Here is a 12,244-nt window from a genome sequence, read left to right on the forward strand (position 1 = left end):
CTTCTCGCTGGTCTCCCTCTCGGCGACTTAGAAAACAATACACCCACCCACGCCCCACCGCAACTCCACCCCCGGCCACGGCCCCACCACCCCGCAACCCCGGAAATCCGCGGCAGAACACCGCTCCCGACCCCCAAACGGCACCCCGGCACCACAACCACCAACTATGCCGTGCATCACCACAACCAGCACGCAGTCAACCAACACCGCCGGCCCCCACCAACACCGCAGGCACGAAACAAAGGAACAACCCCGCCGCAGCCGGCGACGCAGCACCGCGGCGGACCTCGGACCACCCAGAGCGCCCCAGGCACCCGCAATCGGTGCCTTAAACACAAAAAGGGCCGGCAACCAAACGGTTGCCGGCCCTCCTTCAAGCCACTGGCTTCAGGACTACTGAATTACCAGGAAGACTTCGTGATACCCGGGAGCTCACCGCGGTGAGCCATGTCGCGGAAGCGAACACGGGAGATGCCGAACTTCTGGAAGGTACCGCGGGGACGGCCATCGATGATGTCGCGGTTACGCAGACGTACCGGTGAGGCGTTGCGGGGCAGCTTCTGCAGGCCGAGGCGAGCAGCTTCACGTACTTCGTCGGTTGAGTTGGGATCAACCAGGGCCTTCTTCAGTTCGAGGCGCTTTGCAGCGTAACGCTCGACGATGACTTTACGCTGTTCGTTCTTAGCGATCATTGACTTCTTAGCCATGTGTTTAGCGCTCCTCTCGGAATTCGACGTGCTGGCGGATTTTGGGGTCGTACTTCTTCAGAACCAGTCGGTCCGGGTCGTTACGACGGTTCTTGCGCGTCACGTAGGTGTAACCCGTGCCCGCGGTCGACTTCAGCTTGATGATCGGACGTACGTCCTTATCCTTTGCCATTAGAGCTTCACTCCTCGTGCCAGGATGGCGGCGACGACTACGTCAATGCCGCGTACGTCGATGGTCTTGATGCCACGAGCAGAGACCTGCAGCGTGACGTTGCGGCGCAGGGACGGAACCCAGTAGCGCTTCTTCTGGATATTCGGGTCGAACCGGCGCTTGTTGCGACGGTGCGAGTGCGAAATGCTGTGTCCAAAGCCCGGCTCGGCTCCGGTCACCTGGCAGTGTGCTGCCATGACGACTCTCCTCAAAAATATATGAAACGGCTAACGGAGTTCCCGCTGACCGTGCGTTAGGCGGCGTCCGCATCCGGCTCCCGCCCCCAATCACCGATTCCGCGGGATTGAAGCAGACGGCACAAACCGTCTGGTTCCTCACTGCGGCGAAGATTGTGGGCCACGGGCACCTGACGGTGACGGTCCTTGGACAGCCATTGCGAAGTGCCGGGATGCTGGGCGAATACAGGAATGCGCGCAACTTGAGCCCCTAACTACCGGCCTGCAGGACCGTCGATTTCTCAGACGAGTCCTGCCAACCGGAGCAATTGCGCACGCTCCGCGCCACCTAGCGCCTACCAAGTCTACGAGTTCGGCGATTTAAAGACCAATCCGTCAATGAATGGTGTATGGGGCAGCGGCCGTCAGCCCGTCCGGGCAGACGGGCGGGGTGCGCCGAGGTCATATGCCTGACGAAGCATTTTCACAGCCAAATGATAGGCAGAGAGACGATTCTGGATGCATGAACACACAACTTCTGACGAGCCGTCCCGGGGTTCGCCGCCGCTCCGGTGGCGCTGCGAACCCCTTCAGGGGACAGCACCGGCGGCGGTTGCTGAGAACGGACCTGCTGACGGTCCTTTTCTGGGCGTCCCTGGCGGGCGCCGTCGCTTTGTGGCTGGCCGATGGCGGCATTGCCGGCTTCTCGACGGCGGCCGGCTCCTTCACCGCGTTGGGGATTGTGGCCGGCCTCGCAGGCATGGATCTGGTGCTTCTCATGCTGCTCCTGGCAGCCCGCATTCCGGTCATCGACCACACCGTCGGCCACGACCGCGCGCTTGAGTTTCACCGCAAGCTGGGCAAGCCTGCCCTGTACCTCCTGCTCGCCCACGGGATCCTCATCGCGATCGGCTACGGCATGGCCGAAGGGCTGGACCCTGTCAGTGAGTCGGTTGCGCTGTGGGTCCTGGTACCGGACATGTGGCTGGCCTATATCTCCATGCTCCTGTTCATCGCCGTCGTCGTGACCTCCCTCGTGGCCGTCCGACGTCGGTTCCCTTATGAATTCTGGTACGCCGTCCACCTCCTGACGTACGCGGCGGTCCTGACCGCGATCCCCCACCAGTTCAGTGTGGGCGGTCTCTTTGCCGAGGGCACCTGGCAGCGCTGGTACTGGCTGGCACTGTGCATCGCCACCGGCGCCGCCCTGCTCTACTACCGCGTGGCCCAGCCCCTGGTGGCAACGTTCAGGCACCAGTTGACCGTTAAGCGGGTGGTACGGGTGGCGCCTGGGGTGGTGAGCATCGAGATGTCCGGCCTTGGCCTGGACCAGCTGGCAGGCAGCGGCGGCCGGTTCTTCATCTGGCGGTTCCTGGCTCCCGGCCTGTGGTGGCATCCGCACCCGTTCAGTCTGTCCGCCGAACCCGTGCACTTCGACGCCGCCGGCCAGGGCACGCTGCGGATCACCGTCCGCAACCTGGGCCGGGGTTCGGCTCAGCTGGCCGCGCTGAGGCCGGGCACCAAGGTGGCGCTGGAGGGTCCTTACGGGCTGTTCAGCACGGCCGCGCGGAGCCGAAACCACGTGGTGATAGTCGGTGCCGGGATTGGCATCACCCCGATCCGCGCCCTGCTGGAAAGCACGCCCTTCCAGCCCGGGAACGCCACTGTCATCCTCCGCGGGCACAGCGAATCCGGGCTTTACCTGGGCGAGGAAATCCTCGCCCTCTGCCAGCAGCGCGGAGCCACGCTCTTCCACCTGACCGGCTCCCGCCCGGCCGGTGTCCGGACCTGGCTGCCGGAGGGCTCCGCGCGTGCCGGCCACCGGCTGGCCAGTTTTGACCCGAACGTCGCCGAGGCTGACGTGTACGTCTGCGGCCCCGCCGCCTGGGCGCAAAGCGTGCTTGAGGACGCCCGCGACGCCGGCGTCCGGGAAGACCAACTCCACTACGAAAGGTTCGACTGGTGAGAACCCGCGCCGCGGTTTCAGCAGCCCTGGCCTCCGCCGGCATCCTCATTGCAGGCTGGCAGTCGGGCGTCCACATAGCCGATACCAGCAGCTCCGTCGCGAGCGCGGCCACCGGCGCCAAAGCGTTGGGCACGGGCGGCTCATCAGCTTCGTCCGGCTCGTCTGGCGCGGGCTCCACGGGGGCCTCGGGCGCCACGGGGGCCTCGGCGAAGGCCGTGGGGACGTACGCCGGCTCGGTGGTCCAGACCAGGTTCGGCTCCGTCCAGGTCCAGATCACGGTTCAGGCCGGAAAGATCACTGATGTCACGGCACTGCAGCTGACCGACGCTGAACGCAGGTCGGTGCAGATCAGCAACGAGGCAGCCCCGCTCCTGCGCGACGAGGTGCTCCAAGCGCAGTCCGCGAACGTGCAGACCATCAGCGGTGCCACGGTGACTTCCGACGCGTACTTGAACTCCCTTCAGGCGGCCCTCGATGCAGCCAACCTCTGAGCTGGGCGGCTCCGCTCTGAAGGCCCGGACCTTCGGCTCCATGGGCACCGTCATCAGCCTGACAGTTCCGTCCGGGGCCATCCCGGTAACAGCGGGCGACGGTGGTGCTGAGCTCGACACCGCAGCCACCGCCGTCGAACGGGTGTTTGCCCGCGCGGATGAGACCTTCAGCCTCTACCGTCCCGATTCCGAGGCCAGCCGGCTGGCGCGCGGGGAGCTTTCCCTGCGGGGCGCATCCGCCGGGATGCGGGACCGCTACGCGGATGCACTCAGCTGGCGGCTCATGACGGAGGGCGCGTTCTCCCCGGAGCGGCCCGACGGCGTGCTGGATCTTTCCGGGATCATCAAGGGCTACGCGATCGGGCAGGCCGGTGCCGCGCTGCGGAGCCGGGGGATCACCGACTGGTGCCTGAATGCCGGCGGCGACGTGCTGGTGATGGGCTCGCCCGTGCCGGGCAGCGGAGCCGCGTGGGCGGCCGGGGTGGTTGACCCGCTGGACCGCTCGGCACTGCTTTCCGCCTACGGGCTGGGCGGGCCTGGCACCCGGTGCGCCCTCGCGACGTCGGGCTCGGCGGAGCGGGGGGACCACATCTGGACTGCGGGCTCCCGCGGCGTCGAGTTCGCCCAGGTCTCCGTGGCCGCAGCAGACATTGTCACGGCCGATGTGCTGGCCACGGCGATCGTTGCGGGCGGGACGGCAATGCTGCACCGGGCCACAGACGGCTGGGACATCGATGTGCTCGCCGTGCGCCGCACCGGGGAACTGCTCGCGACGCCGGGATTCCGTGGCTAGGTTGCCGTTCTAGAGGTGGGTCAGCTGGCCGTACTTCGGTTCCAGTCCGTCGCCGGAGGACTTGCCGGTGACGCGCCGGACAACCCACGGCCCGGCGAATTCGCGGACCCATCGGGCATTCGCACGGAGGGCGTCCACTCGGCTCAACTCAGGGACCGGAGTCATGGGCGGGACGTCTATCGAGTGCTCGTGGGCCAGGACCGTAAGGACGCGCTTGGCCATGTTCGCGTGGCCGGCGGCGGACATGTGCATCCGGTCGGTGGCCCACATGCCCCAGTCGTAATACTCGCTGAAACGCCAGTAGTCGACCAGCAGGGCACCGTTGTCTCCGGCGATGCCACGAACCAGTTCGTTGTAGATGGCCGTGCGGCCGCGCATGGTGCCGAAAATCTTGGAGCCCCTCGCGTCGAAGCCGGTGAACATCACCACAGTGGCGCCGGTGGCCGTGAGCTTGCGGATCCCGGCGTCGTAGTCGGCCAGCAGGTCATCGATGTCGACCTTGGGCCGGAGGATGTCGTTGGCGCCGGCGTAGATGCTGACCACGGTGGGTTTGAGTGCGACGGCGGCATCCACCTGTTCGGCCATGATCTGGCGGAGCTTCCTGCCGCGGATGGCAAGGTTCGCGTACCCGAAGTCCGGGTCGGCGGCGCCGAGCCCCTCTGCCACGCGGTCCGCCCAGCCCCGGACGCCATTGGGCCGGGTGGGGTCGTCGTCGCCGACGCCTTCCGTAAAGGAGTCTCCAAGGGCTACGTAGCGGGACGTGAAATCCATGGGTCAAGTCTGCCAGCAGTTGCCGCGAGCAACAAAGACGGGATGCCCGACGGCGGCGCATTCAGCATTGGTGCTTAGATGTCCCGCAGAATCCAGTGGTCGTCGTCGAGGCGGGCCACGATTTTTTCGCCGATCCGGGCCAGGTCCGCGACGTCCTGCGGGCCCAAGGCGTCGAGGAACAGTGACCGGACCGCCTCCACATGGCCCGGGGCAAGCTTCACGATCGTCTCCATGCCAACATCGGTCAGGTGCGCCGTAGTGACGCGGGCGTCGCCGGGGTGCGGCCGCCGCTCAAGCCAGCCGCGGTTCTGCAGCTTGGTGACAACGTGGGAGAGCCGGGACAGGGAGGCGCTGGTGCGCGCGGCGAGCTCACTCATGGGCAGGAAACGCCCCTCGGTCTCCGAAAGCATCGCCAGCACGTTGTAGTCGAACAGGGAAAGCTTGCCCGCGGCATGGAGCTGGGTGTCCAGGGCTGCCGGCAGCATGGTGTTGATGCTGAGCTGGGCAAGCCAGGCCCGGCGTTCGTCGGCGTTGAGCCAGCGGGGTTCGGTCATGGCTACATTCTAGGAGACTGGAAGCTTGACGATTCAACTTCAGGCTGGGGAATTCCAGAAAAGTTCCCGCCTGCCCGCAGCCGGGTACCGGTAGGCTGGCCGCATGTACGTAGTCTCCCTGACATACAAGGTCCCCGACGACATCGTGGAGTTCCATCTTGCGGCGCATGTCACGTGGCTGCAGGCGGCCTTCGACGAGGGCGTCTTCATGGTCGCGGGGCGCAAAATCCCCCGCACCGGTGGCCTGTTGCTCTCCAACGCGGACCGGGCCAGCCTGGATGCCGCCCTGGCCAAGGACCCGTTCTACGTCAATGGTGTGGCTGATTTCGAGGTCATGGAGTTCCATGCCAACAGGGTGGCTCCGGGCTACGAAAACCTGCTGGACAGCTGAGTCCCTGGCGGCTACCCGGCGCTGGCCTGGTTCCCGGCGCGTTGATTCTTTAGTAGCTTCTTCAGGCCGCCCTTGCGGGGGACCCTCACGGGTTCGGGCCAGCGCGGCCGGAGCTGGTCGCCGAGGGTGACGCCGCGCAGTTTGCGTCCGAACAGGGGCAGCACCCAGTCGTGGACCCAGCGGCGCTGCCGGCGTTCCCACTCCCGCAGGCCCGGTTTCACCGGCGGCTCCAACTCCTTGGGCTTGATCTTGTGGGGCACGCCGAGGTGGTCCAGGACCTGTGAGGCGAGGTATTTGTGGCCTGCCTTGGACATATGCAGCCGGTCCGAATCCCACATCCGTGGGTCATGGAATGCGTCGAAGCGCCAGTAGTCCACCAGCACCGCGCCGTAGCGGCCGGCGATCTCGCGGACCCGCCGGTTGTAGAAGGCGTTGCGCTTCTTCAGCGGCTCCAGCAGCGCGGAGACCTTGACGTCGAAGCCGGTGAACAGCACCAGCGTGGCCCCCGTGCCGGCGAGCGCAGCCACGACGGACTCGTAGTCCTCCATGAGGGTGCCGATGTCCGTGCCGAAATCCAGGATGTCGTTGCCGCCCGCGTACAGGGTGACGAGCGTCGGCTCCATGGCCAAAGCAGGACCGAGTTGCTCACCGATGATGTGGCGCAGCCGCTTGCTGCGGATGGCCAGATTGGCGTACTCCCACCCCGGCTGCGCTTTGGCCAGCTTCTCCGCGACCCGGTCCGCCCAGCCCCGCACGCCGTTCGGGAACCGGGGATCGTAGTCCCCCACACCCTCGGTGAAGGAGTCCCCCAAGGCAACAAAGACGCGCCGCCCACCCCGATCCGGAAGCAAAGGAAATGAAGCCACCCCAAAACCCTAACCACCTCAAAAAACGGGCAGGGAAAGAGCAAGTTAACCCAAGGTGACCGCCCCGAGACCCGCATGGCAAAGCAACGGTCCGGGGCGGAAGCCCGGTAGAACAGGCGGACGGCACCGCCGAAAACTACAGCTCGGCTCTCCCCTGCCGCCAGTACCCCATGAACGCCACCTGCTTCCGGTCGATCCCCACGTAGCGCACAAGGTACCGGCGCAGCTCCTTGACGGTGGCCGCTTCGCCGGCGATCCAGGCGTAGAACGGCAGGGCCCCGGCGGGCTTGCCCGGGTTTTTGCTGGCTCCGATCGCCGCGGAGTCCATCCGGGCGGGGGTTTCCCAGAGGATGTCCTGGTCCACGTTGACGTCATCGGGTTCGGGGCCGGCTCCACCGGCCGCGGCCTTGAAGCCCACCCAGCCCGGCTCGGGAACAGCGGCGCGGACCGCCTCCTGCAGCAGTTCGCCGTGCGGACGTGAGCGGCCAATCGAGGCGCCGCGTGCCAGCCAGGTGATTTCGACGTCGGCGTCCGACTCAAGCTCCAGGAAGTCGCCGGCCTCGGGGACTTCAAGGAACGCGTGCCCGCTCATGTAGGACGGGAGGCTTTCCAGGATGGCGCTGATGGCCGGAACAGCGGTCTCGTCGCCGGCAAGGAGTACCCGCTGGGCCATGCCGGGCCGCCATTCGATGCCGGAGTAGGTCTCCGCCGTGACACAGTGCGCGGCCCGGTTGTTGGGTCCGATGATGGTGAGGGCGTCGCCGGGCTTGGCGTTCAGGGCCCAGTTGGCGGCGGGTCCGCCGTTGCCGGCGGCATCGAAGTGCAGCACGAAGTCGACGTCGATCTCCGGGTAGACGGCGTCGAGGCGTCCCTGCCGCACGGTGTAGGTGCGCATGGAGCCGCGGGTCGCCGGATCCATGGCCAGCCATTCCTGGTACCAGCCGGACTGCTCCATCTGGAACACCGGCAGCGGCAGCTGGGTGCCGTCCTCGGCGAGGGACGGGATCATCAGCTTCACGCGCAGGTCCAGGGTTTCGCCGTGGACGCCGAAGTCACGCAGGGAGTACCCGCCGAAGGTGATGCGGCGGAAATTGGGGCTGAGCTGCTGCACCGCGGCCACCGTCACGCCGAGCGCCAAAGTCATCGGTTGGGTGGTTGCGCTGCTGTTAACTGCCCTCATGGGACCAACTCCAGGGTTGCTGATTCGGCTTTTGGGAAATGGGTGTGGTGCCGGCCAAGCGGAATGATCAGCGGCGTGCCGGATATGGGATCGGGCAGCACCCGCGAGTCCAGGCCGAAGACGTCACGGACCAAGTCCTCGGTGACGACGTCGGTGGCGGTGCCCTCTGCCACGATTTTGCCGCCCTTCATGGCAATCACATGGTCCGCGTACCGGGCCGCCAGGTTCAGGTCGTGCAGGACGATAGCCACGGTGGTGCCGCGGTGCCGGTTCAGGTCGGTGATCAGGTCCAGGACCTCCACCTGGTGGGCCAGGTCCAGGTAGGTGGTGGGCTCGTCGAGCAGGAGCACCTCGGTTTCCTGGGCAAGCGCCATCGCGATCCACACGCGCTGGCGCTGCCCGCCCGAGAGTTCGTCGACATTGCGCTCGGCAAGCTCCAGCGTTTCGGTTGCTTCGAGCGCGCGCTGCACGGCTAGATCATCGGCCGCGCTCCAGCTGCGGAAGAAACCTTGGTGTGGGTAGCGGCCGCGGCCCACGAGGTCGCGGACCAGGATGCCGTCGGGGGCGGCGGGGTGCTGCGGGAGCAGGCCGAGGATGCGGGCGAGTTCCTTGGCTGGACGGGAATGGATGTCCTTGCCGTCGAGCGTCACGGTACCGCCGGCCGGCTTCAGCAGCCTGGACAGGCCGCGGAGGAGCGTGGACTTTCCGCAGGCGTTGGCGCCCACGATCATTGTCACCTTGCCCTCGGGGAGCTCCGCCGTGAGGTCTTCCACCACCCGGCGCTGATCGTACTGCAGCGTCAGGTCCTTGGCGTTGAGAACTGCCATGTCAGGCGTCCTTTCGGTTGGCTGTGACCAGGAGCCACAGCAGGAACGGGGCTCCCAGCGCGCCGGTGACCACGCCGACGGGCAGGACGGTGCCGTCCAGCAGCAGGGGGGCGATGTTGGCGGCGAAGTAATCCGCTGCGAGGACAATTAGGGCCCCGACGAACGCGGCGGCCGGGAGGCTGGACGTGCCGGTGAAGCGGCGCGCGATGGGGCCGGCCAGGAAGGCCACGAACGCCACAGGCCCGGCGGCGGCCGTGGCGACGGCGGCCAGGGCGACGGCGGCGGCCACCACGCCCAGCCGGGTGATGCCTACCCGGATGCCGAGTCCGGCGGCGGCGTCGTCTCCCAGTTCCAGGATCCGGAGCGGTCCGGCGAGGACGGCGACGGCGGGCACGAGGACCAGCAGCGCCAGTGCCAGCACGCCGGCGCGGTCCCAGCTGGCGGAGTTCAGGGACCCGTTCAGCCAGATCAGGGCCTCGGACGCGGTGCGGATGTCCGCCCGTGTCATGAGGAAGTTGACCACGGCGTTCAGTGCCGCGGCGATGCCGATGCCGGCCAGGATGAGCCGGCTCCCGGCCGCGTTGCCACGGTTGCCGCCGCCTGATCCGAGGGAACCGCTCCGGGAGATCGTGTAGATCAAGACCGCTACGGCCATGGCCCCGCACAGCGCCGCGCCGGAAACGGCCGCTCCGGAGGCCCCGAAAACGACGATGGCGGTGACGGCGGCCGCGCTTGCCCCGTAGCTGATGCCGATGACGTCGGGACTGGCCAGCGGGTTGCGCAGCATGGTCTGGAACAGGATGCCCGAGAGCCCGAAGGCAATCCCGATCATGGTGCCGATGACTGCCCGCGGGAGCTTGTTCTCCATCACGATGAAGCTGGCGCCGGGGATTTTCTCGCCGCCGGTGAGGTGGGCCGTGAGGATCCTGAAGAAGTCCGGGATGGTGACGGTGTAGCTGCCCAGCAGGATGTTGACAGCGAGGAGCACCACGACGGCGAAGGCCAGGAGGGCCGTCCGGCTCATGAACCGGGCATTGCCGGCCGGTTGGTGCTCTGCGGGGGCGCTGCCACCGAGCTCGTGCCTGACGTTGGCGAGGTCTGCCTGGCTCACAGCCCTGCCCCTTTCCCGCGGCGGACCAGCCACACGAAGACGGGCGCACCCACCAGGGCCGTCATGATGCCCGCGGGGACTTCGCCGGGGAGCAGGATGACACGGCCCACCACGTCCGAGAGCAGGAGCAGCACGGGTGCCAGGACCAGCGAGAAGGGCAGGATCCAGCGGTAGTCCGGGCCGGTCAGGAAGCGGACGGCGTGCGGAACCACCAGGCCGACGAATCCGATTGGCCCGGCCAGTGCCGTGGCGGAGCCGCAGAGCAGCACAATGCCCAGCGCGGTGACGCCGCGGGCCAGGCCGACGCGCTGGCCCAGGCCTCGGGCGATGTCGTCCCCGAGGGCGAGGCTGTTCAGGATCCGCCCGGTGAACAGGACGATCAGTGCCCCGGCAGCCAGGAACGGCAGCTCGGGCAGCACCACCGACCAGTCCCGGCCGGCGATCCCGCCGACCTGCCAGAAACGGAACCGGTCCAGGGTGTCCTGGCTGGAGACCAGGACGACGTTCATCAGCGAATACAGCCCTGCGCTCAGGGCCGCGCCGGCGAGTGCCAGTTTGACCGGCGTCGCCCCGTCACGTCCCATGGAGGCGATCAGATAGACGGCGACGGCGGCTGCTGCGGAGCCGATGAACGCGAACCAGATGTAGCCGGTCAGGGTCGAAACGCCGAAGACGTAGATCCCGGTGACGACGGCGAGGGCGGCGCCGGCGTTGACGCCGATGATGCCGGGGTCGGCGAGGGGGTTGCGGGCCACCCCCTGCATGGCCGCGCCCGCCAGCCCGAGGGCGCCGCCGGCCAGCAGGCCCAGCACGGTGCGCGGGATGCGGGCGTGGATGACGGCGTGGTTGCCGTCGGTGGGGTCGAACTGCGTCAGCGCCTGCCAGACGGTGCCGAGGGGAATCCCGCGGGCGCCGACGGTCAGGGACGCTGCACAGACCAGAACAAGTACGACGACGGCGGCCAGCAGCCAGGCGGCCTGCGTTGCGGGGGCTTTCCTCCCGGTGGGGGCCGGGGGTGCGCCGGCCGCGCTGGCGGCGGGCGCCGTCGTCGTACTGTTCGTCATGGGAGGGTGTTACTTCGCTGCGGTGACTTTGTCCGCTGCGGTGGCCAGCTGCGGCAGGAACGTGTCCAGTGACCAGGGCAGGCTCAGCGGTGAGGAAGCGGAGATGGACAGCGTCAGCGTGTTGTTCGAATCGGCAACCAGGGCGCCGCTCTTGATGGCGGGGATCTGGCCCAGGAGCGGGTCGGCCTTGATGGAGCCGGTGGTGGCCGCATCCGGCACCCAGGTCACGAAGATGTCCGAGGTGAGCTCGTTGGCCTTTTCGGCGGACCAGGGGATGAAGAATTCCTTGGAGCCCTTGGAGTTCTCCTCCACGACGGATGCGAGCTTCATGCCGATCTCGCTGAGGAAGCGCGGACGGTTGTCGTTGGCCGTGTAGACGTTGACGCCGTCGCTCTTGTCCGGCTCCAGGTTGCCGTAGATGAAGGTTTTTCCGGTGATCTGCGGGTACTTGGAGACCTTGTCCTTGATGGTGGCCTCGGTGTCAGAGACCAGTTTGTCGGCTTCGGCTTCCTTGCCGAGGGCCTTGCCGATGATGGTGGCGGAGTCCTGCCAGGACGTGCCGTAGGCGATCTCCGGCTGGGCCACGACGGGTGCGATTTCGCTGAGCTTCTTGTAGTCCTCCGCCGTCAGGCCGGAGTAGGCGCCAAGGATGACGTCCGGATTGAGCTTGGCGATCTCGGTGAAGTTGATGCCGTCGGCCTCGGAGAACTGGACGGGGGCCTTCGCCGAGCCGAAGCCCGCGCCGAGCTTCTCCAGCGCGGCGTCCTTCCACGGTGTGGAGCCCTTGTCATTACCGCCCCATTCGTTCTTGGGGACGCCCACGGGAACCACTCCGAGGGCAATGGCGACATCGTCGTTGACCCAGGAAACGGTCACAATGCGCTTGGGTTGTTCCTTGATGGTGGTCTCGCCGAAGAGGTGCTTGATGGTGACCGGGAAAGCGATGCTGACCGGCTGGCTGGGGGCGTCCGTCGCCGTCGAGGTTGCCGGGCCGGTGGAGCAAGCGGTCAGGGTAAGCGCGACGGCGGCCAGAAGAGCTGCGGGCCGCCCTGCGGTCTTGCGGAGGCTGCGGCCGGCTGGGCGGCCGGCGGAACGGGGGAAGACGGCGGAAGCCACGGAACTCCTTAGGTAAGTGA

Annotated in this window: 15 protein-coding genes; 4 read left to right on the forward strand and 11 right to left on the reverse strand. The window is 67.2% G+C overall.

All coding sequences use genetic code 11. The annotated features are described in order from the left end of the window. Positions 1-401: 401 nt before the first annotated feature. Genes rpsN through rpmB form a run of 3 tightly spaced genes read right to left on the reverse strand, consistent with a single transcriptional unit; the run spans position 402 to position 1,115 of the window. Positions 402-707, reverse strand: coding sequence for a 30S ribosomal protein S14 (gene rpsN / locus AC1DKQ_RS04865; RefSeq protein WP_026266887.1), 306 nt, complete (start codon positions 705-707; stop codon positions 402-404). Between the two features lie 4 nt (positions 708-711). Beyond that, positions 712-879 (reverse strand): 50S ribosomal protein L33, encoded by a 168-nt coding sequence (gene rpmG, locus AC1DKQ_RS04870; RefSeq protein ID WP_003798558.1) that lies wholly within the window; start codon positions 877-879, stop codon positions 712-714. Beyond that, positions 879-1,115, reverse strand: a complete 237-nt coding sequence (gene rpmB / locus AC1DKQ_RS04875; protein WP_011693744.1) for a 50S ribosomal protein L28 — start codon at positions 1,113-1,115, stop codon at positions 879-881. Before rpmB ends, rpmG begins: the two co-directional genes overlap by 1 nt. A gap of 502 nt (positions 1,116-1,617) precedes the next feature. Here rpmB and AC1DKQ_RS04880 point away from each other — a divergent pair. The 3 genes from AC1DKQ_RS04880 to AC1DKQ_RS04890 are packed head-to-tail and all read left to right on the forward strand — an operon-like array spanning position 1,618 to position 4,344. Continuing rightward, positions 1,618-3,060 carry a ferredoxin reductase family protein gene (locus AC1DKQ_RS04880; RefSeq protein ID WP_476882922.1) on the forward strand — a complete coding sequence of 481 codons (1,443 nt, stop codon included), beginning with the start codon at positions 1,618-1,620 and terminating at the stop codon, positions 3,058-3,060. Then, positions 3,057-3,551 carry an FMN-binding protein gene (locus tag AC1DKQ_RS04885; RefSeq protein WP_476882923.1) on the forward strand — a complete coding sequence of 165 codons (495 nt, stop codon included), beginning with the start codon at positions 3,057-3,059 and terminating at the stop codon, positions 3,549-3,551. Before AC1DKQ_RS04880 ends, AC1DKQ_RS04885 begins: the two co-directional genes overlap by 4 nt. Before the next feature lie 40 nt (positions 3,552-3,591). Further along, on the forward strand, positions 3,592-4,344 hold the full coding sequence (locus tag AC1DKQ_RS04890) for an FAD:protein FMN transferase (protein WP_476883230.1): 753 nt from the start codon (positions 3,592-3,594) through the stop codon (positions 4,342-4,344). Between the two features lie 9 nt (positions 4,345-4,353). On the opposite strand, the gene AC1DKQ_RS04895 is transcribed toward AC1DKQ_RS04890, so the two are convergent. Further along, the gene (locus AC1DKQ_RS04895; RefSeq protein WP_476882924.1) at positions 4,354-5,115 is read right to left on the reverse strand and encodes an SGNH/GDSL hydrolase family protein; all 762 of its coding nucleotides are present in this window, start codon (positions 5,113-5,115) and stop codon (positions 4,354-4,356) included. Between the two features lie 74 nt (positions 5,116-5,189). After that, the gene (locus AC1DKQ_RS04900) at positions 5,190-5,669 is read right to left on the reverse strand and encodes a MarR family winged helix-turn-helix transcriptional regulator (RefSeq protein ID WP_476882925.1); all 480 of its coding nucleotides are present in this window, start codon (positions 5,667-5,669) and stop codon (positions 5,190-5,192) included. Between the two features lie 103 nt (positions 5,670-5,772). Between AC1DKQ_RS04900 and AC1DKQ_RS04905 the strand changes: the two genes are divergently transcribed. Next, on the forward strand, positions 5,773-6,060 hold the full coding sequence (locus AC1DKQ_RS04905; RefSeq protein ID WP_476882926.1) for a YciI family protein: 288 nt from the start codon (positions 5,773-5,775) through the stop codon (positions 6,058-6,060). A gap of 11 nt (positions 6,061-6,071) precedes the next feature. On the opposite strand, the gene AC1DKQ_RS04910 is transcribed toward AC1DKQ_RS04905, so the two are convergent. The 6 genes from AC1DKQ_RS04910 to AC1DKQ_RS04935 all read right to left on the reverse strand — a co-directional run bounded on the left by AC1DKQ_RS04910 (position 6,072) and on the right by AC1DKQ_RS04935 (position 12,224). After that, on the reverse strand, positions 6,072-6,926 hold the full coding sequence (locus tag AC1DKQ_RS04910; RefSeq protein WP_476882927.1) for an SGNH/GDSL hydrolase family protein: 855 nt from the start codon (positions 6,924-6,926) through the stop codon (positions 6,072-6,074). A gap of 136 nt (positions 6,927-7,062) precedes the next feature. Next, entirely contained in the window at positions 7,063-8,106 is a 1,044-nt protein-coding gene (locus tag AC1DKQ_RS04915) for a siderophore-interacting protein (protein ID WP_476882928.1), read from the reverse strand. Continuing rightward, the gene (locus tag AC1DKQ_RS04920) at positions 8,103-8,933 is read right to left on the reverse strand and encodes an ABC transporter ATP-binding protein (RefSeq protein ID WP_476882929.1); all 831 of its coding nucleotides are present in this window, start codon (positions 8,931-8,933) and stop codon (positions 8,103-8,105) included. The genes AC1DKQ_RS04915 and AC1DKQ_RS04920 overlap by 4 nt, the downstream gene beginning before the upstream one ends. 1 nt (position 8,934) lies before the next feature. Beyond that, positions 8,935-9,957, reverse strand: a complete 1,023-nt coding sequence (locus AC1DKQ_RS04925) for a FecCD family ABC transporter permease (protein WP_476883231.1) — start codon at positions 9,955-9,957, stop codon at positions 8,935-8,937. Between the two features lie 83 nt (positions 9,958-10,040). Beyond that, positions 10,041-11,108, reverse strand: a complete 1,068-nt coding sequence (locus AC1DKQ_RS04930) for a FecCD family ABC transporter permease (protein WP_476918372.1) — start codon at positions 11,106-11,108, stop codon at positions 10,041-10,043. A gap of 9 nt (positions 11,109-11,117) precedes the next feature. After that, the gene (locus AC1DKQ_RS04935) at positions 11,118-12,224 is read right to left on the reverse strand and encodes an iron-siderophore ABC transporter substrate-binding protein (RefSeq protein ID WP_476882931.1); all 1,107 of its coding nucleotides are present in this window, start codon (positions 12,222-12,224) and stop codon (positions 11,118-11,120) included. Positions 12,225-12,244 lie beyond the last annotated feature (20 nt).

The sequence above is a fragment of the Arthrobacter sp. 05L421 genome (assembly GCF_056397785.1).